Source organism: Pandoraea anapnoica (assembly GCF_902459765.1).
Lineage (GTDB): Bacteria > Pseudomonadota > Gammaproteobacteria > Burkholderiales > Burkholderiaceae > Pandoraea > Pandoraea anapnoica.
Genome location: NZ_CABPSP010000010.1, coordinates 83,022 through 107,022, shown reverse-complemented (window position 1 = coordinate 107,022; position 24,001 = coordinate 83,022). Strand labels below are relative to the sequence as shown.

Here is a 24,001-nt window from a genome sequence, read left to right as displayed (position 1 = left end):
ATCGATGCAACGGAAACCGCCGCCCCTGGCTCACGCCGGGGCGGCGGTTTTGTTTGGGCATTACTGACGCTGTACGGCGTCGCGCGGCCCCGTGCGTGGGTGTCGTTGCCAGACCGCAATCACAAGGCCTGCCGCGATGGCAGCAGCACCGAGTACGCCGGTCTGGCTGAGGCCATCGCCAAAAACGGCGAAACCAAACGCCGTGGCAAACAGCGGATCGCTCGTCTCGATAATCTGTACCTTGCTCGCTTGTCCGCGCGCCACGGCACGCGTCGTGAAATAGAAGCCGCCAATCGTGGGCAGCAGAATCAGTGCACCCAGCGTTAGCCACTGCCCGCCGACGGGCAGCGCGAACCCCTCCTGCATCAGCGGTATCGACAGAAAAACGCTTCCGAACCCGAACAGCCAGACCAGTTGCGGCAGCCCGGCGCCGATGTCGAACCATTTCGAGAAAAAGATGAAGAGGGCGTAGCCGCATCCGCCGGCCAACGCCAGAACGATACCGTCGACGGTCCCTGAAATGCCTCCCTCGGCAAAGCACATCACACCGACGCCCGCCACAATGACCAGAAACGCCGCCCGTTTCTGCCGGGTGATGCGTTCCCCGAGGCAAAGCCCGGAAAGGACGATGGTGGCCCCGCCTGCGGCGTAAGTAAGAAAGGAGACGAGCGGAATCGACGCCTGCGCGAACGCCTTCGTCTCGAAGAAATAAAGACAGAAGATGCCGAGGAACGAGAGACAGGCGAAGCGCGGCCATCGGGAAGCAAGCGCCACCGTCTGCCTGCGCAGCGCGTGCGTACGGCCACACAGGGCGAACGCCAGCACGAACGCCCCGAAGCACTTCCAGAACGCCAGCGACGCCGACGTCGCCCCTTGCTCAAACCCGATGCGCGTCAACACGCCGATCGTCCCATTCAGGCCGGCCGCCGCCAGCGCGCATGCTTCCGAGCCACGACCTTGAATGGCCTGCGACACCCAACGTAAAAACACGTTGAAGACCCTCACGGGACTTTCACGAAGTCGATAAAGGTTACTCGGCTAGACCGATCAGAGGAGAAAATTCCGCCCCACCGCCCATCCCATTCTGCGAACGTAGAGTCTTCTCGGAGAACGTCAGTCGCCGCGGCGAGATTCCAATATGGGACTCCGGGAAGCAAATGATGCGTCAAATGAAATGAGTCACCGTGCATCCCAATGAAAAAACGCTCCAACCGGCCGGCGTATCGATTGCGCGCGCCGAAACGCCACGTGTCCGACTCCCCCATAAAGGGGTAATGCTCGGAAAGCTCGCTGAGCCAGCCGATGACGGGAAATACGACAAGCAGAGGAACCCACCAAAACAATACGAGATTTGCGAGCCAACCTTGCGACGCGGCAATGGTCGCCACAAGGACATGAAAACTCAGGATCGAGCTGGATTCGAGTCTGGCTCTAAAAGAATGTGATGAAAGCGATAGCCGACTGAAAATCAAAGCGTGCAGATAACGAATCGTTAGCCGCCCCCAGAGCGCACTCAAGATGTAGCGTCGGAAAAACGCCGGTCCACGTCGCGTCTCATATATCCCAGCTGCCAGCAGCGTCTTGAAATCAGGATCATGGTTCGGGTTACCCAATCGCGAGTGGTGCGCAATCACATGGGAACCGCGGTAGGCAGACATGGACTGCATGATCGGCCATCCACAGAGCACCCGAGTCGCTCGCCTGTTCAGCACTTTCGATGCGAATAGCGTGCCGTGCGATGCATCGTGGAACAGACTGGCTAACGCGCGTTGCCTCGCGCCAATGATCAGGATCGACAACGGGTATATGGCCGGATGGATACAAAGTGTCATCAAACAAGCCACACCAATCCAAGCGTAGTCAACGCCAATCCCGACAAATCCACGGAAGTCGTTGCGCTTGCAGAGTGACTTGATTTTGCCCCGCTGTTCTGCGGTGAGAGTGAAATTTGAGTACTTGCGTGACATACCTGTCCCCACGAAGCGCATTGATGACGAGGCAGGAAGAAATCCATCGCCATCAATGCTCCACGCGCTCCGGGGGGAAAGCGCATCCGAAATTTGACTCGGCATTCTGCCTGTACAAATTCGTGTGTGCGCCTCGATTAAGGACCAAAAGTCATGTTTAGGAATTTACGTATGACTCAGTCATGCGTGAGTCATACGTCAATATGAGCGACGCAACGTCGCCCCTAAAAACTCAAATCGACGCCAACGCAAACGTACTGCCAGTAGCGATATTCTCGACGGCACCGCCCTGGCGGAAATGCAGCGCGTCGAATTCGCCGAGGACCGTCGCATTGTCGCCGTGCACGTGCAACGCCACGCCTTCCGGAATCGCGACCACGCTTTCGTCCGGATTGATCGCCAGATACTCCGCCAGGCGCTCCTCGCGCGACTCGCCGTTATGTCCCGACGGCTTGCCACTGATGAAGTGCGGGTTCACCTGAAACGGCACCACGCCCAGCGCCTTGAGCGTCGGCGGCTCCACGATCGGCATGTCGTTTGTCGTGCGGATGGTCGGGCACACCACGTTCGCCCCCGCGCTCCATCCCACATACGGCATACCTGCGTTCAGCCGCTCACGCAGCAATCCCACGATGCCCGCGTTGTACATCCGGTCGAGCAACACGAACGTATTGCCACCGCCGACGACGACCGCTTCAGCCTGCTCCACCGCCGCCCGTGCATCCTTGTGATGATGGATCGACGTCAGCTCGTAACCGAATCGCTCGAACGACGGCTTCACGCGCGATTCGTACTCGTCGAAACTGAACGTGATGCCACCCGCGTACGGCACGAACAGCACCCGCTTCGCGCGACCTTTGAGCACCGCGTGCACCTGATCCTCTGCATGTTCCAGATAGCCCGACACGCCCTTGCGCGAGCTGCTCATCATCAAGATCTGTTTCACGACTTCATGCCTCCTGGGCAGATGGTCTTTTTGGGGGAAACATCGAGTGTACCCGTCGCACCAACGATCAAATTCATATCGAAAGGAAACGCTACGCCGCATTCTCGACGTCACCCCTTGATTTCTCATAAAGTGAAACGCCATACCGAATGCTGCAACTGCACACGAAAAATCGGGCATCGTCGGCAAAGCCTTATGGCGTCGATGTCATACGCAAACCCTTATCCCACCTATAAGCCGGGCGGGTGCAAGGACGCGAAATACCGGGTTTCCGAGTGACCAGAGAAGGATTACACTCAGACTCTTATATAAGACTGACCCCGATTGCCCCATAACGTCCGTTCTCCTGACGATGTGACCGTCGCAAAAAGCGGCGGCGCACCGGCAAGCGGCCGGACGGAGTCGCGTCAACCTGGTTTTCAAACTCGAGTACAGCATCATGACTTCCACTTCCAAGCGTGGCGGCCTGACGGTCGCAGACAATCTGATCGCGTTCATCGAAAAGGAAGCCCTGCCGGGCACCGGTGTCGATGTCGACGCGTTCTGGAAAGGCTTCGACGCCATCGTCCATGACCTCGCCCCGAAGAACCGCGCGCTGCTCGCCGAGCGCGACCGCCTGCAAGGCGAACTCGACGGCTGGCACCGCGCCAACCCGGGTCCGATTGCCGACGCTGCCGCCTACCGCGCCTTCCTCGAAAAGATCGGCTATCTGCTGCCCGCCCCGGCAAGCGTGAAGGCCACGACGGCCGAAGTCGACTACGAAATCGCCGAACAAGCTGGCCCGCAGCTCGTGGTGCCTCTCTCCAACGCCCGCTACGCCCTGAATGCCGCCAACGCGCGCTGGGGCAGCCTGTACGACGCGCTGTACGGCACCGACGCCATCCCCGAGACGGGCGGCGCAGAGAAGGGCACCGGCTACAACCCGAAGCGCGGCGAACTCGTGATCGCCTTCGCGCGCGGCTTCCTCGATCAGGCCGCTCCGCTGGCCGAAGGCTCGCATAAGGACGCCACCGGCTACGCTGTCGAGAACGGCAAGCTCGTCGTGACGACCAAGAGCGGCAAGACGACGCTCGCAACGCCGGCGCTGTTTGCCGGTCATCAAGGTGACGCTGCGAAGCCGACCGCCGTGCTGATCAAGCACAACGGCCTGCACTTCGAAATCCAGTTCGACGCGAATCACCCGATCGGCAAGACCGATGCCGCCCATATCAAGGACGTGCTGGTCGAAGCCGCCGTGACGACCATCATCGACTGCGAAGACTCGGTGGCCGCCGTAGACGCCGACGACAAGGTCGACCTCTATCGCAACTGGCTCGGCCTGATGCAAGGCACGCTGACGGAAGAAGTCGCCAAAGGCGGCAAAACCTTCACGCGTCGCCTGAACGCCGACCGCGAGTACACCGGCGCCGACGGCAAGCCGCTCAAGCTGCATGGCCGCTCGCTGCTGTTCATCCGCAACGTCGGCCATCTGATGACGAACCCCGCCATCACCGACCGCGAAGGCCACGAGATTCCGGAAGGCATTCTCGACGGCGTGGTGACCGTGCTCGCCTCGCTGCACGACCGCAAGCATCGCCTGAACTCGCGCACCGGCTCGATCTACATCGTCAAGCCGAAGATGCACGGTCCGGCCGAAGTCGCGTTCGCCGACGAGCTGTTCGGTCGCGTCGAAGACCTGTACAGCCTGCCGCGCAACACGCTCAAGATGGGCATCATGGACGAAGAGCGCCGCACCAGCGTGAACCTCTCGGCCTGTATCGCAGCGGCTGCCGCACGTGTGGCGTTCATCAACACGGGCTTCCTCGATCGCACGGGCGACGAAATGCACACCGCGATGGAAGCCGGTCCGATGATGCGCAAGGGCGACATGAAGTCGTCGGCCTGGATCACTGCGTACGAGAAGAGCAACGTGCTCGTGGGTCTGGCTGCGGGCCTGCGTGGTCGCGCACAGATCGGCAAGGGCATGTGGGCCATGCCGGACCTGATGCACGCCATGCTCGAACAGAAGATCGCGCATCCGAAAGCCGGGGCGAACACCGCCTGGGTACCGTCGCCGACCGCCGCGACGCTGCACGCACTGCATTACCACGTGGTCGACGTGCAAGCTGTTCAGCAAGAACTCGAAAAGATCGATTACGCGAAGGAGCGCGACGCGCTGCTCACCGGTCTGCTGACGGTGCCGGTCGTGGCCAAGGCGGAGTGGAGCGCAGAGGAAATCCGCAAGGAGATCGAGAACAACGCTCAGGGCATTCTCGGTTACGTCGTTCGCTGGATCGATCAGGGCGTGGGTTGCTCGAAGGTGCCGGACATCAACGACGTCGGCCTGATGGAAGACCGCGCAACGCTGCGAATTTCGAGCCAGCATCTGGCGAACTGGCTGCGTCACGGCGTGATCACGCGCGAACAGGTCGAAGAGACGATGAAGCGCATGGCCGCCGTCGTCGACAAACAGAACGCCGGTGATAAGCAGTACGTGCCGATGGCGGGCAACTTCGACAACTCGCTGGCATTCAAGGCCGCAAGCGCGCTGGTGTTCGAAGGTCTGACGCAACCGAACGGCTACACCGAGCCGCTGCTGCACAAGTACCGTCTTGAACTGAAGGCAAAGCAGCGCGGGTAAGCACATAGCGCGGCTCAGGCGCGGGTCCGGGTTTCACCCCATAGGGCGATACCCAGCGAAACGGCACATGACGAATGTGCCGTTTCGCGTTTACGTCGTGATGTCGTGATGTCGTGAGTTACGTCGACGAGGTGTCGGTCGCTGCAAGAACGCGCTCCTGCAGCGGGCGAGAACAAAGGAGGTCTTCTTTCCGAAGGGAGTGGTAGATGAACGCAGAATGACCTGTTCACTCGTGGTAGCGAGAAGTCGGCGGGTCGCCCGGGGCGAACCGATGCAGTGCCCATCGAACGGAAAACCGATATCGCACGGCAGTCATCGTGCACGCAGTGTCGACGCACAGACTTCCACTTTTCGCATCGTATCGAAGTCGATCGCGGAATGAGGTAGTCTTGCCAGGTGTTTGTCAGACATCCCCGTCCACTCGAAAGCTCGCTACGCATGGACCCCGCCATCGCCCTGCAACGCGCCGAACGGCGCGCGCTGTCGTTCCTTCTCGTCGCACTGGCGATTTTCATCGCCACGCTTTTCATGCCGGTGCATTTCCTCACAGGTTGGATTCGCGCGGCGGCCGAAGCGGCGATGGTCGGCGGACTGGCAGACTGGTTCGCGGTCGAAGCGCTGTTCCGGCGCATTCCGATTCCGGGCCTCGCGCGACATACGAACATCCTCATCCGCAAGAAAGACGCCCTCGGCGACGGGCTCGCCCGCTTCGTACGCGAGAAGTTTCTCGACACGCCGTCCGTCGTGCGCCTCATCGAGCAACAGAATCCCGCCGATGCGCTCACGCGCTGGCTCGGTTCCTACGAGAACACGCGTCAATTGAGCGCCGTGCTGGTGAAGGTGACGAGCGGTGTGCTCGACGTGATGGACGAGCGCAACGTGCAGGCCTTCATCCGCCGCGCGCTCGACACAATGATCGATCGCCTCGATCTCTCGCAATCGGCCGCGGCGATTCTCGACACCCTCACGCGCGACGGCCGTCATCAGGCATTGCTCGACGAGACACTCGACTATCTCGTCGAATTGCTCAACGAGCCGCAAACGCGCGAATTCATTTCGGCGCGTATCGTCGACTGGCTCAAATCCGATCATCCGAAAAAGGAAAAGGTGTTGCCTTCGGAGTGGATCGGCAACAAGGGATCCGACATGATCTCGGCGGCCGTGACACGGCTGCTTGCGCAGATGGAAGCTGACGAGTCGCATCAGTTGCGTCAGGCGTTCGACCGCGCAGTGACCGGGCTGATCGAGCGGCTGAAACACGACGCCGAATTTCAGGCGAAGCTCGACGGCTTCAAGACGCAGTTGAAGGGCGATACCGCACTGAATGCCTACGTGGGTGGTCTGTGGAGCGAATGGCGCAGTTGGGTGAAGCAGGATCTCGCGAAAGAAGATTCGGTGATCGGCGCGAAAATCACGGGGGCAGCAGCGTGGATCGGTCAGGAACTCGCGCGCAGTGAGTCATTGCGAAAGGCGCTCGACGCGCAACTCAGAGATGCTGCCGAGCGCATGGCCCCGGGCTTTGCCGACTTTGTAACGGACCACATCCGGGCGACCGTGCATGGCTGGAACGCAGAACACCTGTCACAGCAGATCCGGCTGAGTGTGGGGCAAGACCTTCAGTACATCCGCATCAACGGCACCCTTGTCGGCGGGTTGATCGGCGCCGTGCTGTATCTGATAGCACAGGCGCCTGTGTTGCTAAACCGGTGATGCCGGGATCGTCCGACGCAAGCGATCCGCCTTTGTCTTTGCCCCCTCCGATGAAGACAATCTATCGATTGCCAAAGATGTGCTTCGCAGACAAAACCGCCTGCATTCCTTTAAGCAAATCGCTTTCAGCAACTCTCACTCCGCCATCCCCAAGCACCATGACGACGTCTTTTCCGTGGACGTGACCAGACAGTGCGGATTCCAACGGCTCAAAGCCTGTTTCGGTCTGCGCCGCCGCATAAGAATCAGAATCGATTCCATGTTGATGCGCCTAACGAGATTGGGTTTCGGAGAGCGACCGCGAAGCATCACGAAATCTGTCGAAGTCGCGACGTGGTCGCCGTTCCTTTGAACGCCAACGCACGGGCCTGTCGTGGTCCCCTCGCGCTTGAGAAACTTGCAGGATCCGCTCTTGCCCCGCTGCGTTTTCGCCCTCCTCTTGTACAAACGCCACCGTTAGTTGGTACGGCCCCAGGGCAATTCGTACGAGTGTCTGCCGCACGCAACGCCCGGCGGACGGCCCCGTTTTGGGGCATCCTCCCTGCCCGCCAAGCCCTGGCGCGGCCGCGGCACTAATATCGATTAAATTTATCGATATATAAAAAATCAAAATTATATTTATACAAGACCCTTCCCTATAGTTCGGTCCGAATCGCGCCAACTCTCGCAAGCGCGCGGACTTAGACCTTAGAGAAGCACACCTCATGAAGACCACGATTCTGGCCCGTCTGGGCTTTGCCGCCGCCATCGGCGTCGCCGCCACCGCCGCACACGCACAAAGCAACGTCACGATTTACGGCCTGATCTCGGGCGGCGTGGGGTATGTGAGTAATCAAGGCGGCAGCAAGAACTGGCAGGCACTCTCGGGCACCAACCAGAATCCGCGCTGGGGCTTCCGTGGGTCGGAAGACCTCGGTAACGGCACCAAGGCCATCTTCACGCTCGAAGCCGGTTTCAGCATCGTGAACGGCACGGGTGCGCAGAACGGCCGTGCGTTCGGTCGCCAATCGTTCGTCGGTCTTTCGGACAAGACGTGGGGCACGTTCACGCTGGGCCGCCAGTACGACACCATTCACGACTATGTCGGCCCGATCATCATTTCGAGCAACGGCGTGAACATCGGCGATAACGACAACGGCTACAACGACCTGCGTATGCAGAACTCGGTGAAGTGGGTCAGCCCGACGGTCGGTGGCTTCCACGGCACGGCGCAATACGGCTTCTCGAACTCGGCCACGGGCTTCCGCAACAACAACGCCTACAGCTTCGGTCTCGGCTACAAGTACGGCGACTTCGACTGGAACGCTGCCTACGCGCAGTACAACAATCCGTACAGTGGCACCAACAACGATGGCGCCATTGCCAACGACTACGCCAGCCCGCTGCTGATTTTCTCGAAGAGCGCTACGCCTGCGAACGTCTTCGCGAACCAGCAACGCATCTTCGCCACGGGCGGTTTCTACCGCTGGGGCCCGGCACTCATCGGCGCCATGTTCTCGGACGTGCGCTACACGTACATCGACAACTCGCACCTGCATCTCCAGAACTACAACCTGACGCTGAACTACAACGTCACCCCGGCGCTGGTGCTGGGCGCGGCGTACGGCTTTACGTCCGGCAAGTACGATGTGATCAATACGCGTCCGCAATGGCATCAGGTCAACCTGCAAGCCGACTACTGGCTGTCCAAGCGCACGGACGTCGCACTTACGCTCAACGCACAGCAAGCCGCTGGCGACGCCAAGTACGCGCAGCTCTTCGGCTACGCCGCGTCGAGCACCAAGCGTCAGATGGCCGTGACGCTGGGCATGCGTCACACGTTCTGATTCGCCTGACAAGCGCTACGATCCAATCTCTCTGATTCAAGCGGGTTCGACAACATGACGACAATGACCGAACTGAACGGTGCGGGTAGCACGGGTAACGAGACCATCGAAAGCCACCAGCGCAGCCGCCGCAGCTTCCTGCGCACGTCGCTGGTCGCATCGATGGCGACGGTCGGTGCGACGATGACCGGCAGCGCCTTCGCGCAAATGACGAAGACCGAAGGCGCGTCGCCGCTCACGGCGGAAGGCTCGCCGCGTCGTACGGTGATCATCGACTGCGATCCGGGTCAGGACGACGCCGTCGCGATCCTGATGGCATTGGGCGCAAGTGACCAGATCGATCTCAAGGCGCTGACCGTCGTCGGCGGCAACGTGCCTTTGAGCCTGACCGAGCGCAACGCGCGTATCGTGCGCGACTGGGCTGGCAAGACCAAAACGCTGCCGGTGTACGCCGGTTGTCCGAAGCCGCTCATGCGTGAGCTGGTGACGGTGGCGAACGTGATGGGTCGCTCGGGTCTCGAAGGTGCGCCGTTGCATGACCCGCGTGCGCCGCTCGCACCGCAGCATGCCGTCACTTATCTGATCGACACGCTGCGCGCGGCGGCACCCGGCAGCATCACGCTCGTCGCCATCGGCCCGCTCACCAACATCGCCACGGCACTGACGGCCGCGCCCGAAGGCGCGAAGGCCATCCGTGAAATCGTGTTGATGGGCGGTGCGTGGTTCGAACGCGGCAACTACACGCCGGCAGCAGAGTTCAACATCTTTGTCGACCCGGAAGCCGCGAGCATCGTGCTCGGCGCAGGCGTGCCCGTGACCATCGTGCCGCGCGACGTCAGCCTGAAGACGCTGATTACGCCGGAGCGCGTTGCCCCGTTCCATGCGCTGAAAAATCGCTGCGGCCCGATCGTTGGCGACATTTTCAACGCCGCGCTGGCGTATCAGAAGCGCCGCCGTGGCGTGGACGAAGCTCCGATGTACGACCCGTGCACCATCGGCTATCTGATCGACCCAACGATGTATGGCGGCCGTCGCGTGAACGTGGCCGTGGAGACGACGGGCCAACTCACGCTGGGTGAGACGGTAGTGGACTGGAACGGTCGCACGAAGCGTCCGGTGAATGCGCTGTGGCTCACCGATATCGACGCCGACCGCTTCTACGCTACGCTGCTTGAGCGCATTTCGCGTCTGCCTTGATCGGGCGGCATCGCAAGACGGCGGTAGAAGCAAGCAAACGCGGCGGCCCATCGAACAGATCGGCCGCCGTGTTTGTACGTGTGGCCCGAGGATGGACGCACGTGCAGCGCCGTCGATTCACGTCGCCAGATGTCGCGCAATCCAGTCGCGGCACGCACTCACCTGCGGGCCGCGCTCCTTGCCGACGAGCGACATCAGCGCGACGGTACGCGTCACACGCGGCGCAATGACGTCGAGCGCCACGAGCGCGGGGTCATGCAGATGCAGGGTGTAGAGCTTGGGCAGAATCGCCAGCGCGAGGCCGCTTCGCACCAGCGCATAAAGCGGCTCGGTGTATTCCATGCGGTACTTCGGTTCGAGCCGCAGGTTTTGCGACCCGCCCGTGCGTTGCAGCGAATCGCTGACGTTGCCGCGCACGAACACAGCCAGATCGCGCTCGGTGAGTTGCGACCAGCTGACGGACTCGGCGGACGCGAGCGCATCGTCGCGACGCGCCACGAGCACGATCTCGTCGTCGAACAGATCGTCGCAGCGAAAGCCCTCGGTGTTGGCCGCATGACCGGCCTCGTCGGCTTCGTCGCGAATGCCGACACCGAGGTCGATCTCGCCTCGGGCGAGGGCCGCGACCAGTTCGCTGTTCGGCAGATCGGACAGGGCGAAGCGCACGTTCGGATGGGCGTCCCGCAAGCTGCCAAGCACCGGCAACAGGCGGGCGGCGACCGACGGAATGAAACCGATGCGCACCGTCTGCGCCTGCAGCGTGAAGGTGCTCGTCATGTCGTCGAACGTACCGCGTGCGGCGTTGAGCAGACGCTCCGCGAGCGGCAGGATCGTGGTGCCGGCCTCGGTCAGCGTCAGACGATGTGCCGAGCGCTCGAAGAGACGTCCGCCGAGCAGGAACTCGATCTGCCGGATGGCGGCCGTGAGCGCCGGTTGCGTGACGGAGAGCGCCTGCGCTGCCTGCGTGAAGCTGCGTGAGTGGGCGAGGGCGACGAAGTACTGCACCTGCCGCAGCGTCAGCGCGGGCAATGGCGGCACCTGCGGCGTAGCGGTGGACGACGCCGTGGAGGCGACCGGCGCTTTGGACGTGGGCGTCTCGCCCGCACGGCTTGCAGTGTTTTCGTTACGACGGGACGAAGTCGCCATGGCGCGCTCCAGAGGTGCCAGCAGTGTGTCGGACACAACAGTTTTGCGACGTCAGCCGGCCGGGGTGGGCCCTGGGAAGCCCCGGCATCCGCCAGCGTCGCGAAGAATAGATTCGAATTATCGAATCATAAGTAATTTCATTTTTTATTTATAGTCGCACGCACGTAAAGTGCCACGCAAAGACCTTCTATTCTTGGCTTATGCAGACCTCTTCTCCTGAGCACAACGAGCGCGTAGCGCCAGCCGGGCACGGCCAATCCCATGCGGTCACCGCCCCCGGCGGCTGGCTTGAGCGCCGTTTCGCCATCGGCAAACGTGGCTCCAGCGTGCGCACCGAAGTACTTGCCGGTATCACGACATTTTTGGCGGCCGCCTATCTGCTCGTGGTGATTCCGTCGCTGCTCGCCACGGGGGGCATGGATCGCGGCGCGGCCACCACGTCGGTCATGCTGGTGTTCGTGCTGTTCTCGTTGCTGATGGGTTTCTACGCGAACCTGCCGTTCGTCGTCGGCCCCGGCATCGGCGGCTCGGTCATCGTGGGCGTCACGCTCGCGGCCACCGAACACGTCGCCTGGCAGACGGGCATCGCCATCGCGTTCCTCTCCGGCCTGCTGTTCCTGTTGCTGACGGTGATCGGCGCACGCAGCGTCGTGGCGCGTTTGATTCCGACGGCCATCAAGCTGGGCCTCGGCGCATCCATCGGATTGTTCATCGCGGTGCTGGGCGTGCGCAACGCGGGCATGGTCATCGCCAACGCCAAGACGAATGCGTTCGCGCTGGGCGACTTCAGCAAGCCGGGCACCATCGTTGCGCTGATCGGCCTGGGCGTCGCCGTGCTGCTGCAAGGCCGCAAGGTGCCGGGCGCGATCCTCTGGTCGATTCTGATCGCCGCACTCGCCGGCGTACCGCTCGGCGTGACGAAGGTCCCCGAGTCGTTCATCTCGCTGCCGCACAGCATTGCGCCGGTGGCGTTCCAGCTCGACCTGAAGAGCGCGCTGACGATTTCTGCACTGCCGTATCTGTTCGCCTTCTTCGCGGCGGAATTCTTCTCGACGCTGGGCACCACGCTCGCCGTCGGCGGCAAGGCCGGTTTGCTCGACGAGCACGGCAACATGGAGAACATCAACCGCCCGTTCCTCGTCGATTCGATTGCCGCGACGGGCGGTGCGCTGCTGGGCATTCCCGCGCTGACCGCGCTGGTCGAGTCGGCCGCTGGTGTGGAAGCGGGCGGGCGCACAGGTCTGACGTCGGTTGCCGCCGCTGTGATGTTCGCGCTGGTGTGCTTCTTCGTGCCGGTGGCGCTGGCCATTCCGAAGGAAGCTACGGCCCCCGCACTGATCCTGATCGGTCTGTCGATGTTCAGCACCATCCGTCATGTGCCGTTCGACGATTTCAGCGACGCGTTCCCCGTGCTTGCCATGGTGCTGCTCACGCTGCTCTCGAACAGCTTCGGTACCGGTATCGCCGGTGGCTTGCTGTGCTACGTGCTGGTCAAGGCGCTGATGGGCCGCTTCAAGGAATTGCCGTGGGGCCTCTACGTGCTGGCGCTGCCGCTGGCGTATTACTTCTGGACGGTTGTGGGGCGTCACTGATCGACCTGGCGGCGAACGACATACGTCGCGCCGCCCCCATGCCGATGACTTCACCAAGACAAGACGTTATGACAGAGACACCGGGTCACGTGCCCGCCGCACGCACCGGCGTGCAGATTCAGCAAGCGCATCGCACATTCTTCCATGCGATGCCGAAGGTGGAATTGCATTGCCATTTGCTCGGCGCAGTGCGTCACGACACGTTCGTGGCGCTCGCCGAAAAGTCGAACGCGCCGCTCGATCGCGCCGAGATCGACGGCTTCTACACGCGCGGTGAAAAGCCCGTGGGCGTGCTGCGTGTGTTGCGCGCGCTCGACGAACATCTGCTGACCTCGCCGGACGATCTTCACCGCATCGCTTACGAATATCTGGCGGACGCCGCCGCGTACAACGTGCGCTACAGCGAGTTCTTCTGGAACCCGACCGGCACCGTGCGTACGTCCGGCATTCCCTACGCGAAGGCGCAGGACGCCATCGTCGCCGCCATTCGTGACGCCCAGCGCGATCACGGCATCGTCGGTCGTCTCGTGCCAAGCATCGACCGCGAGGCCGATCCGCGCGAAGCCGTCGAGATGGTCGAGTGGATGCGCGCGCATCGCGCCGACGAAGTCGTCGGCATCGGCATCGACTATCGCGAGAACGACCGTCCGCCCGAACTGTTCTGGAAGGCGTATCGCAACGCGCGGCTCGCAGGCTTCAAGACGACGGCTCACGCTGGCGAATTCGGCATGCCGTGGACCAACGTCGAAACCGCTGTCGAGCTGCTCAAGTGCGACCGCATCGATCACGGCTACACCATCGTCGACGCACCGGACTTCGCACGCGAATGCGCCGAGCGCGGCATCGTCTTCACGGTCGTGCCGACGAATTCGTACTACCTGCGCACGCTCACGCCGGAGCGCTGGGCGAAGGATCACCCGATTCGTCGTATGCCCGGCCTCGGCCTGAAGATCCATCCGAATACGGACGATCCGACCCTGCACAAGGTCAACCCCGCGCAAGCCTGGGAGCTGATGTTCAGCCACTTCGGCTTCTCGCTCGGCGACCTGCGCGAATTCATGCACAACGGCCTCGACGGCGCGTGGATCGACGACGCCACGCGACGCGAGTGGCATCGCAGGTTTGCCGCAGACTTCGATGTCGCGCGAAATGCACTGACTCGGTCGTTGGCGGGCTGATACCGCCGCGACCACGCTTTTCCTTGGTCTCACCCGACCTTCAGCCGCCTTCGGGCGGCTTTTTTTGCGCCGCGATTCGTCCGACGACCGATAGAACGTCGAAAGATTTCAAATCGGATTATGAAAATCCGACAGTCGGGAAATATCAGAATCATTTCGCATGATTCACCCCAAATGCGCGCACTCGTCTATTCGACGTGACAGCAAGAAATTAAAATGCATTCCGGCTACAACATTTACCGGATGACAGCATCATGCAACCCCTTTTCCGCGCGCCGCCACACGGCACGGAGCGCGCTGACGGCTCCCAGTCGTCTTCGGCAATTCTGCGAATGCCTCAACGAAGGCTGAATGGAATCCTCGACACCATTTCCCATCGCTTCAACCTGCATGGCCTTCAGGCACAAGCGCTTCCGGGCGCTGGCGTCACGCTCGAGAACGGCGATGCGCTCTACTTCCGTGCCAACGAAACCGTCGATACGTTCGACGTCTATTTCCGTGTCGATGTGCCACCGGCGATGCTCGGTCGGCAAAACCTGATTCAACTCATAAGAGAAAACTGCTTTTCGGATAACACCCCATCACCGGTGCTTTTCATAGAGGCGGAGGAGGAGATTTTATTGTTCGGGTTCACGGGAATCGAATATGACGATATGCATGCAGATGCAGAACGTCATATCAACTATTTTTTCTCTGAATACCGAAATCTGGTTAAGTTTTTAAGGAACGAGGTTTATTAAGTCATTATGTTGACAGTTCAGTCTGACATTGCGCGCGTGCATTCCAGCGGCAACCTTTTGGAGATGGCGCTGGGTGCGCAGTTTTTGCGCCGGGCCCGCATCGCAAGCGAGTCCGATAATCGCGTGCTGGAACGGCAGGTACAACTGGCACCGGAGCAGCCCATGCCCGCGCTGAAGCTCGGTCATGGGCTGCGCGCACGCACCGACTCGGTCGATTCGCTGCCCGACAGCAAGGCGTTCGACGACTTTAGGCGCAGCGACGCGGGGCGCAATCTCTTCGATTGCGCGCCTTACTACACGAAGGCCTCGGCACGCGTGGAGTTCGAGCGCAAGCTTGGGCAGACGCTGTGCGACGCCCCGGAGATTCGCGACATCGCGCGACGCATCCGTGAGTTGACCGGTGCACCGATGCGGTTCGAGGACTTCGACGCAAATGCGCAGGCGAAGATCATCGACGAGCAGGTCGGGATCGGCGGCGCAGACGAATGTCTGAACTCGCGCGACACGCTCGACGCCCATGTGCTCGCCACGCTGATCAAGGCCGAAGCCTCGCATTACGACGACCCCAACGCACCGGACAAGAAGCGCCGCCGCAATATGTTCAACGCCGCGCCGCATCCCGAGAATCCGATGCATCCTTGGAATCTGCGCGAGTTCGATGTACCGATTGCCGAGATCAAATCGCCCGTCCAATTGCCCGACCGAGTCCGCGACGTCATGCAATCACGTTGGGAGACGCTGCGACACAATCCGGAAGGCGAAGGCACGTTCCTCACGATCCTCGAACACGCCGGCGTAGACCGGGTGATACGCGAAGACGGTTTCGCCGCAGGTGAGGACGTTGTGAACTATATGTTCCGGTGCGATCCGGGCGAGCGCCGCCGTCTGCTGCACGACGTGCTCGACATCACATGGAGCACGGCGGAGTACACCAACGACGAAGACAACGGTCGGTGGCTGAACCCGATTGGCGCGCATGTACGTCAGCATCGCACCGGCGATCGCTCTAACATGGTCAGGACATCGGACCGCAACGATCCGGAGATCGGCAATTTCGCGCTCGGGGCCATCTTGCACGACAAGCCCGTCATCTCTGGTCCGAGCGGACACACACTGCGTTATTTGAATCACTATGCGCAGTGTCGTGAGATGGCCGCCTATTCGGATGACGTTTCAGACTGGCCGTCGCTCGCCGAAGCCCGCATGGTGATGATGGCGAATCTCATGCCGCCCAAAAACCACCACTCGTACCACGAGATCATGTCCGCATCGATCGGTGTTTCGGACGGCACGGAGATGCTTCACTATCGCGACCGCGCCACGTACGCGGACCTGAACGATACGGCGCTCGGTGCCGAATTGCTCGCAAAGTTGAAGGACGAAGCGCGTCATATGCCTGCAGGCGCGCAGGTGCGCGCGTAACGGGCGCTCGGGTAAGGAGGGCGGACGCACTTGCGTCCGTCGGCGTCACGACTCGTCGCCCGAGCTTTCGCTTTCTGTATCGAGCGAGTAATCCAGCACAACCGGTTGACCGTAGGCGCGCAGCGATTGCGGCGCGTCGACGAAGCGATCCGCGATGGCTTGTGCACGACGTGCGGCGGCTGCCGGTGTCGGCGCCAATGTGGATTGTGCGATGTGCTGAACTTCGTTGGGGAATGCCATGCCGATGCGCTGGCTGCTCCGATGGAGCACGAACTTGCCGTTCGCCGGATCGAACAGTCCCCCTTGCGTGCGACTCTCCGCTTCGACTTCTGCACACGCAGTGCACGGCACGAAGCGGCCAGCCATCGGCACGGTGATCAGCGCGTCGGCAGGCAAGTCCAGCCGGTCCACGGCCTCGCGGTGCCAAACGTCGACATGTTTCGCGATGGCCGACTCGATGCACTGCTCGGCGTGCATGGTTTGCGTGGCGTCGTCCGGCAGCGACGCGAGCGTCGGCGTGCCGTCCTGCATTGGTGTGTGCACGACAAGATCGCGGAACGTCGGTGTGGCGCTCGCGGCGTCTTTCAACACACGGCGCAGGGTGTCGAAAGCGTCGTCGAGCTGACGCAATGTACTGTCCACCGGCAACGCGCCCCCCGACGGACGGCCAATGCCCGCCGTCACTTCGGCGCGTGCGGCTGCGCGCATGCGCACCAGCCCGTGACCGTCGACGTAGTGGCTTCGCAACTTGGCGATATCGCGTACGCGCCGGGACATCACCATGGCGTCCCAGTTGCGTCTGTCCTCGCTTGCAGGGCGCCGTGGCGCGCCACTCATCAGACTGTTGTCCGTCAACGCGAGATGGAGCGCTTCGCAAATGCGCCCGGCATGAAAATTCGACGCGATGTGCATACGTCCGCCGAACACACTCACCTGAACTTCCAGCGGATCGATATCGAAGCGCGCGCGCATCGTCATGTTCACGGCGATGGCGATATGTCGCAGCGACTGCGTGACGCGATCAAAGCCGAGATAACGCTTGGCCGCTGGCGGATCGATAGGACGACGCTCAATGCGCGAAACGTCGGTCGGGCTGAGGTAGTAGTAGCGGGCGTCCTTGCCCGGAACTTCCGACGCCTGCGGCGTTGAAGGGGGCGTCCGGCGCGCAATGACGGCGTCGAGCACCGCAGCCTCGTAGGCGGGCAGCGGGCGCGCGTTGCCAAGCAAACGGGCGAGATCGGTGGCGGCGGCAAGGGCGACGGTCTTGGTTGCCGGATTGATCGATTCAGGACGATAGGGCACATCCTGCGAGATTCGCAGGCGGTAAGCGTAGGGCATAGGTCCGGGAAATCAGGGAAGGGGTTTTGTGGGACGCCAGCGACGACAGTTGGAAAGCGATGCGTGGCGCGCTGCTAATGTGCGAGTTTTCGATGTCGGTGTGCACGCACCGGAAGCAGTGACGCGGATTCTACGGAGGCCCATTTGCGCCGCTTCTGTATTTGATGCCGAAGTTGTCGCGGGACGTCCGCAACCAGCGGGCGCTCGATGCGTCGCATATCCCTTGCGCCCTTTCCCGGACGCCATGAAAAAAGCCGCCGACCTAATTCTGGTCGGCGGCTTCGCATCGCTTGGGGTCGATGCGTGGGTGCTGCTGTACTCCTGTACTACAGGGACGGTCAGATTACGAACGGCTGTCCTGCGCGAACACGTTGCGGTCGCTCAGTTGCGCACGGACGTCGGCGCGGGTCAGCGCTGCGGCGACCGGGGCGGCGTCTTGCGTTTGGGCCGCGGCCACCAGCGGTGCGCCGGTTTCGCTTTGCAGCAGTTGACCGATTGCGGCGGCCTGGACCAGTTCGGCGCGGACTTCTGCGCGGCTGAGCTGGCTTTGCGTCGCGGCCGCGACGTCAGGCGTATTGTCGTTATAACGAGCGTCTGCGAAGGCCGAGGCGGAAACGAACGAAGCAGCGGCAACAACGGCAGCAAGGATACGGGTGTTCATGGTGAGACTCCTGTCAATTTGGTTGAATACTTCGGGTTCAGCTAGCGTTCGGGGCATCATCAGCGTCGAGGCCGGGGGGCACTTCGTTTTGCTGCGTTGCGGTGTCCGTCGCGTTGGCATGAGTGAATCTTAGGGAAAACCCGTGGTTTTTTCGCAACTGAGCGTCTACGAAATGCAACCGATCGTCCGATTCGAAAAAACTATTGAAAATCAACCGCTTAATGCCGTTGAACAGGATATGTGAGGTGATTTCGGCGCGTTTTTGAGCCGTTTTCGACCGCCATGCCGCCGTGCGCAACAGGGTCTTTAGCGCAATGGGGTTTATCGCGAAGTGCGTCAGCAGTAGAGTGACAACATGATGAAGTCAGCCGACATCGTGGCTCGCAGGGTGCGCCGCACCGCGGACGATGCCGGTCAGTACAGGAGCATTACCATGGCTGCCCTCGGTTCTTTCCTTTTGCTGGCGAGCGCTTCGCTGCTCACCGCGTCGTATCTTCGCAGCCGTGCCAACCGTTCGCGCCGTCAGCAGGAAGTACGCGTGACGCGTCGCTGATTGGCAGTTGACCGGTCCGTCAGGCACCGATTGCATGGCGGCCGGACCGTATCGGCGTAAATGGCGGTTGATTATTTCGTTTTCAGCAATGCGTCCTTATCCAGGACCGCGTTTTTCTCCTTGTGCCGCGAGCGTAGATTGGCGGCAATGACGGCGCCCATGGTGGACGTCTCGCCAGACAGGAGAAATGAAAATGAAACACGCTCTGTTCGCATCGACCCTTGCCGCCGCCCTGCTGAGCGCAGGCGTCATGACCAGCGCGAGCGCTGCCGAAAACACGCAGCCGCCCGCCCAGCCGCAACAAGTTCAACAGCAAGCTCAGGCACAGACGCAAGTGCAGGCTCAACCGGGCGCAGTCGCTGCGCAAGCCGGTTCGGTCGTCTCGCCAGTGTATGAAGTGCCGGGTCGCGTGAACCGCGCCGGGTCGATCTACTTCGGTCAGTAATCCGCGCGTCACAGAAAAACGGCAAGCCGGGGAGCCATCCACCGGCCTGCCGTGTTCCCGCAAGCGCGGGATCCTTCCTCCCCCAAGCTTGACCCTCTCCCCTCAGTAAGTCCGCTTCATCGCCTTCGCACAGGCAGCCGACAGGCATCCCACCGCTAGCACGTACACCGCAATCCACCACGGCTTATGCCCGCCGTATTCGAGCAGCGTCGCGGCGATCAACGGCGTGATCGAACTCGAAACGATGCCCGAGACCTGATAGACGACCGAGATGCCGGTGTAGCGCACGCGCGTGTCGAACAGTTCGCAGAACAGCGACGCCTCCGGGCCGTACACGAACGCGTACACCACGCCCAACGGTACGATCACGGCGAGCGACACCCACCAGACGTTCGACGAGAAGTGCATCACCGCGAGCGCGGGAATCGACGACACGCCACAAGCCAACGCCCCCCACGCAAACACACGACGCCGTCCGACGCGATCCGATAGCTTCGACGCGTAGGGAATCGTCACGACCAGCACGAGCGCCGCGAGCGTGACGGCCAGCAGAATCGGCGTCTTGGGAAAATGCAACGTGCCGACGAGATACGAAATCGCGAACACCGCGTAGACATTGAACACCACGCCGTCGATATACCGCGCGCCCCAGCCGAGCAGCACGTTGCGGCGATAGTCGCGCACGATCTCCGAGAGCGGCACGTGCGCCACGTGCTGACTGTCCTTGATGCGTGCGAATTCGGGCGTCTCCAGCACGCGCAACCGGATGAACATGCCGACGGCGACGAGCACCAGACTCAGCATGAACGCGAGCCGCCATCCCCATGACATGAACTGTGCGTCCGTCAGTGTCGACGAGAGCAGGGCGACGACGCCCGTCGACAGACACAGTCCGACGGCCAGCCCGATCTGCGGATACGCAGCGAACTGACCGCGCTTGTCGCGTGGCGCGTATTCGAACGCCATCAGCACCGCACCGCCCCATTCGCCGCCAAGTCCGATGCCTTGCAGCAATCGCAGGAACAGCAGGATCAACGGCGCGGCGATACCGATGCTGTCGTAGGTCGGCACGAGTCCGATGAGGAACGTCGACACGCCCATGATGGTGAGGGTGACGATCAGCAGCGGTTTGCGTCCGAGCCGATCCCCGAAATGCCCGAAGAGAATGCCCCCGAGCGGTCGCGTCGCGAATCCCACCGCGTACACGGTGTAGGCGAGTGCTGTGGCGACGAAGGCGTCGCCACTGGGAAAGAAGAGTTTGTTGAACACGAGACCGGTGATGGTCCCGTAGAGAAAGAAGTCATACCACTCGACGGTCGTGCCGATCAGACTGGCCAGCGCGACCGTGCGCACCGCTTTTTCGTCGTTGACGGCGTCCCGCGCGCCAACGCCGCTGAGAACCTGTTCCATTGCGCCTCCTGTTGATGCGCCGCGCCCCGGCGGCGCGCTGCGACGCACCGGTCTTCGCCGGGCGTCTGTCTCCTGGATGTCTCGCGACCCATGCCGGCGACCGGTGGGCGGCTATCGTTTTGATGATGGATGTTGCGGGGACTGCGGGTAAGACGCGAAAACACGCATACGGGAACTACAAGAACAACCACAACGACAACGACAACGTCGAAAACACCGGGCGACGAACGCGACGCCGCCCGTTCGAATGAGGTTCAGGCCGCAGCACCGATGAAGTTGCGCCCGCGCGGACCGTCGAGGGCGGCCGCGATCATCGCCGTCGATTCCGGCTCGCTCACGCCGTACGCAGAGAATTCCGTCGCTACGCCCAGCCCGTTGAGGAACGCCGTCAATCTGTCGGGCGCGCCTGCGATGTCGCCATCGAACACTTGCGCCAGCACAGCGTCGCGATCGGCGCGGCGGCCAATGGCCAGACGCATCACCGTCGGCAGCGTGAACGAGCAGGCGATACCGTGCGGCAGGCCGTGACGAATCGTCATGTCGTACGAGATCGAGTGCGCCAGCGCCGTCTTCGTATTGGAGAACGCCATGCCCGCCTGAAGCGCGGCGAGTGCCGCCTGCGAGCGCAGCGTCATGTCGCCCGGCGATGTCATGAGACTCGGCAGCACGCGCATCATGTCACGCGCAGCCGTCACGGCGAAAGTGTCGGAGACGGGGTTGGCGTTCACGTTCCAGATCGCTTCGAGCGCGTGGGAGAGGGCGTCGAGCCCGCTTTGCAGCGTGACGCTACGCGGCAGGGAGCACGTCAGCGCCGGGTCCACGATGGCCGCTTCGGGCCAAGTCTCGGACAAATGCAGCGAGTACTTCTTGCGCTTCACATGGCGGTCCCACAGCGTGGCCCACGGTGTGACTTCGCTACCGGTGCCTGCCGTCGTCGGAATAGTGATGAGCCGTTTGGTACGCGTCGGGTGGAAGGTGCCACCGGCATCGAGCGCGTCCACAAGTGTGGCGAATCGGTCGTCGTCGCCCGCGACCATCAGCAGCTTGGCCGTGTCGAGCGCACTGCCACCGCCCAGCGCCACGATGACTTCGCATTGGCCGTAGCGCCGCCAGAAGTCGCCGTACATCGGCGCGAGTTCGCGCACATCCGGGTTCGGGCTGACCTGATCGATCACCCCGGCGAGCCGTTGCCCCAGCAAAGCTTCGATGCGTCCGGTGATGCCGAGCGCACGTGCCTCGGGCATTGTGACGAGCACCGCGCGACGGCTGCCGACAAGCTCGGGCAGAGCATCCAGCGCGCCCGGACCGAAATGAACGTCGACCGGATTATGAAAACGCGAACGTACAGTCATGATGAGGTTTGGGCCGCCGCGCCGGATGACGTTGCGATCGATTGGCGAAGATTGAGCTGGATTATGGTGAGCGCCGTCCTATACTTCCAATTCACATTTTTTCGTCAATCTATTGATAAAACCTATACCTCGTCACGGGAGCGACATCGATGCGGATTACCCAGTTGCGTTCGTTTCACGCGGTCGCGCACCACGGCAGCGTCACACGTGCTGCGCAGGCGTTGCACGTCAGTCAGCCAACCATGACGACGCAGATCCGGGCGCTGGAGGAAACGTATGGGGTCGAGTTGTTCTATCGCCACGGCCGCGGGCTGACGCTGACACCGACCGGTAAGGCGCTGTACTCGGTGAGCCTGCGCATCTTCTCGGACGAGGCAGAAGCGCTCAGCCTGCTCAAGGAGCATGGCGGACTGCGTACCGGCGAGTTACGGCTGGGCGCGGTGGGACCGCATCACGCGATGGAGATCGTTGCGGCGTTTCAGCCACGCTTTCCGGGGATTCGCATCTCCGTGCGACCGGGCAATTCGGAGGAGATGATCGAGAGCTTGCTGGCGTATCGCACCGACGTTGCCGTGCTGGCGCGCTATCACGACGACGCGCGTCTGCACGCCGTGCCTTATCGCACGCATCCGGTCGTGCTGCTGGTGCCGCGTACGCATCGCTTCGCGCGACGCCGCAGCGTCAAACTGGCCGATCTGGCGGATGAGCCGATGCTGATGCGAGAACCGGGGTCGACGACGCGTCACGCGCTCGAAGCGGCCATGCAGGCGGCGGGCGTGGTGCCGAGCGTGGCGATGGAGATCGGCAGCCGCGAGGCGATTCGCGAAGCGGTGATCCTCGGGCTGGGGATCGCGGCGGTGTCCGCACGTGAACACACGCCGGACGAGCGGCTGGCGACGGTCGCCATCGGCGACGCACGCGTCGAGACGACCACCGTCATCGTTTGTCTGGCCGAGCGGCGCGAATCGCGCGCCATCGCGGCCTTTCTGGACGTTGTCGCGGGGCTGGTGTGATTACAGATACTGGCTGGCGACGAGCACCACAGCCGACGCCACGAGACAGTAAATGCCGAACAGATACCAGCGACCGTGTTCAAGCCAGCGCGACAGCCAGCGCAACGCAATCAACCCCGCAAGGAAGCTGAACACCATGCCGACGAGGCTCGGCGTGAGCACCGACATGAAGTGACCGGAGAGCGTCTGAGCGCCGCCCGACTTATACAGACGGTAAGCCTCTTTGACGATGACCGGCGGCGTGAGCACAACGGCCAGCGCGAAGCTGAATTCCTCCACGCGCACCTTGTCGAGGCCGCGAAGCATGCCCGTCGAGATGGTCGAACCCGAGCGAGAGAAACCACGGAACGGCAGGCAGACACCCTGCACCGCGCCGATCCATGCGGAGTCGCTGCCGCGCATCGGACGGTCGCCCATCGGCGCACGCTTGCGGCCCGAAATCAGAATCAGAATGCCCGCCATCGCGAGGCCCGCGGAGATGATGTACAGATTGCCGAACAGATGCTCGATCTCGGCATGCTCGGAGCCGCGCATCAGCACCTTCTCGATGAAGAACATCAGCGCCAGACCGATCACACCGGTGAAGGCCGTCGCAATGATGACCTGCTTCGCGTTGTGAATGAAATCGTGCTTCGACGAGAAGTAACGTTCGCGCCACGACTTCCAGAAGTAGACGATGACGGCGAGCATGGTGCCGGTGTGCAGCATCACGAGCAGCAGCGTCATGGCAGGCGTCGACGGATCGAGCCCCATCAGCTTCTCGGCCATGATGACGTGTGCCGAACTCGACACCGGGAGCAACTCCGCCACGCCCTGCACGATGGCGAGCACCAGCACTTGCAAATAGTCCATGCGCAATCCTTGAGAAATGGGCAAGGACAGTAC

Annotated in this window: 19 protein-coding genes; 10 read left to right on the top strand and 9 right to left on the bottom strand. The window is 62.0% G+C overall.

Annotated elements, in window-relative coordinates; translation table 11 throughout:
- Positions 1-60: 60 nt before the first annotated feature.
- The 3 genes from PAN31117_RS16825 to pepE form a co-directional block, all read right to left on the bottom strand.
- Positions 61-990 carry a DMT family transporter gene (locus PAN31117_RS16825; protein ID WP_246189139.1) on the bottom strand — a complete coding sequence of 310 codons (930 nt, stop codon included), beginning with the start codon at positions 988-990 and terminating at the stop codon, positions 61-63.
- A gap of 11 nt (positions 991-1,001) precedes the next feature.
- Positions 1,002-1,967, bottom strand: coding sequence for a fatty acid desaturase family protein (locus PAN31117_RS16820; RefSeq protein ID WP_174991002.1), 966 nt, complete (start codon positions 1,965-1,967; stop codon positions 1,002-1,004).
- Between the two features lie 232 nt (positions 1,968-2,199).
- Positions 2,200-2,913, bottom strand: a complete 714-nt coding sequence (pepE, locus tag PAN31117_RS16815; RefSeq protein WP_246189138.1) for a dipeptidase PepE — start codon at positions 2,911-2,913, stop codon at positions 2,200-2,202.
- A 439-nt stretch (positions 2,914-3,352) separates the two neighbouring features.
- Between pepE and PAN31117_RS16810 the strand changes: the two genes are divergently transcribed.
- The 4 genes from PAN31117_RS16810 (at position 3,353) to PAN31117_RS16795 (ending at position 10,266) form a co-directional block, all read left to right on the top strand.
- Entirely contained in the window at positions 3,353-5,533 is a 2,181-nt protein-coding gene (locus tag PAN31117_RS16810) for a malate synthase G (protein WP_150739207.1), read from the top strand.
- A gap of 438 nt (positions 5,534-5,971) precedes the next feature.
- Complete coding sequence (locus PAN31117_RS16805; RefSeq protein WP_150739206.1) at positions 5,972-7,243, top strand: DUF445 domain-containing protein; 1,272 nt, start codon at positions 5,972-5,974, stop codon at positions 7,241-7,243.
- A 704-nt stretch (positions 7,244-7,947) separates the two neighbouring features.
- On the top strand, positions 7,948-9,069 hold the full coding sequence (locus PAN31117_RS16800; RefSeq protein WP_150739205.1) for a porin: 1,122 nt from the start codon (positions 7,948-7,950) through the stop codon (positions 9,067-9,069).
- 207 nt (positions 9,070-9,276) lie between these two features.
- Positions 9,277-10,266 carry a nucleoside hydrolase gene (locus PAN31117_RS16795; RefSeq protein ID WP_246189150.1) on the top strand — a complete coding sequence of 330 codons (990 nt, stop codon included), beginning with the start codon at positions 9,277-9,279 and terminating at the stop codon, positions 10,264-10,266.
- A gap of 117 nt (positions 10,267-10,383) precedes the next feature.
- Here the strand turns inward: PAN31117_RS16795 and PAN31117_RS16790 are convergent, their stop codons facing one another.
- On the bottom strand, positions 10,384-11,412 hold the full coding sequence (locus PAN31117_RS16790; protein WP_150739204.1) for a LysR family transcriptional regulator: 1,029 nt from the start codon (positions 11,410-11,412) through the stop codon (positions 10,384-10,386).
- A gap of 200 nt (positions 11,413-11,612) precedes the next feature.
- Between PAN31117_RS16790 and PAN31117_RS16785 the strand changes: the two genes are divergently transcribed.
- The 4 genes from PAN31117_RS16785 (at position 11,613) to PAN31117_RS16770 (ending at position 16,344) form a co-directional block, all read left to right on the top strand.
- Positions 11,613-13,004, top strand: coding sequence for an NCS2 family permease (locus PAN31117_RS16785; RefSeq protein WP_150739203.1), 1,392 nt, complete (start codon positions 11,613-11,615; stop codon positions 13,002-13,004).
- A 68-nt stretch (positions 13,005-13,072) separates the two neighbouring features.
- Positions 13,073-14,182, top strand: coding sequence for an adenosine deaminase family protein (locus PAN31117_RS16780; RefSeq protein ID WP_150739202.1), 1,110 nt, complete (start codon positions 13,073-13,075; stop codon positions 14,180-14,182).
- Positions 14,183-14,436: 254 nt separating this feature from the next.
- Positions 14,437-14,922: a hypothetical protein gene (locus PAN31117_RS16775; RefSeq protein ID WP_150739201.1), complete on the top strand. Its 486-nt coding sequence runs from the start codon at positions 14,437-14,439 to the stop codon at positions 14,920-14,922.
- Between the two features lie 6 nt (positions 14,923-14,928).
- Complete coding sequence (locus tag PAN31117_RS16770; protein ID WP_150739200.1) at positions 14,929-16,344, top strand: hypothetical protein; 1,416 nt, start codon at positions 14,929-14,931, stop codon at positions 16,342-16,344.
- Between the two features lie 45 nt (positions 16,345-16,389).
- On the opposite strand, the gene PAN31117_RS16765 is transcribed toward PAN31117_RS16770, so the two are convergent.
- Together PAN31117_RS16765 and PAN31117_RS16760 are read right to left on the bottom strand one after the other, a co-directional pair.
- Positions 16,390-17,682: a hypothetical protein gene (locus PAN31117_RS16765; protein ID WP_150739199.1), complete on the bottom strand. Its 1,293-nt coding sequence runs from the start codon at positions 17,680-17,682 to the stop codon at positions 16,390-16,392.
- A gap of 343 nt (positions 17,683-18,025) precedes the next feature.
- On the bottom strand, positions 18,026-18,343 hold the full coding sequence (locus PAN31117_RS16760; protein ID WP_174991001.1) for a DUF4148 domain-containing protein: 318 nt from the start codon (positions 18,341-18,343) through the stop codon (positions 18,026-18,028).
- A 746-nt stretch (positions 18,344-19,089) separates the two neighbouring features.
- Between PAN31117_RS16760 and PAN31117_RS16755 the strand changes: the two genes are divergently transcribed.
- Complete coding sequence (locus PAN31117_RS16755) at positions 19,090-19,341, top strand: hypothetical protein (protein ID WP_039394429.1); 252 nt, start codon at positions 19,090-19,092, stop codon at positions 19,339-19,341.
- Between the two features lie 102 nt (positions 19,342-19,443).
- On the opposite strand, the gene PAN31117_RS16750 is transcribed toward PAN31117_RS16755, so the two are convergent.
- Positions 19,444-20,751: an MFS transporter gene (locus tag PAN31117_RS16750; protein WP_150739197.1), complete on the bottom strand. Its 1,308-nt coding sequence runs from the start codon at positions 20,749-20,751 to the stop codon at positions 19,444-19,446.
- A 254-nt stretch (positions 20,752-21,005) separates the two neighbouring features.
- A complete protein-coding gene (psrA, locus tag PAN31117_RS16745; protein WP_150739196.1) occupies positions 21,006-22,103 on the bottom strand; it encodes an iron-containing alcohol dehydrogenase PsrA in 1,098 nt (365 codons plus the stop codon).
- Between the two features lie 149 nt (positions 22,104-22,252).
- Between psrA and PAN31117_RS16740 the strand changes: the two genes are divergently transcribed.
- On the top strand, positions 22,253-23,116 hold the full coding sequence (locus PAN31117_RS16740; protein ID WP_150739195.1) for a LysR substrate-binding domain-containing protein: 864 nt from the start codon (positions 22,253-22,255) through the stop codon (positions 23,114-23,116).
- Here PAN31117_RS16740 and PAN31117_RS16735 read toward each other — a convergent pair whose 3' ends face one another.
- Complete coding sequence (locus PAN31117_RS16735; protein ID WP_150660832.1) at positions 23,117-23,968, bottom strand: undecaprenyl-diphosphate phosphatase; 852 nt, start codon at positions 23,966-23,968, stop codon at positions 23,117-23,119.
- Positions 23,969-24,001: the final 33 nt, after the last annotated feature.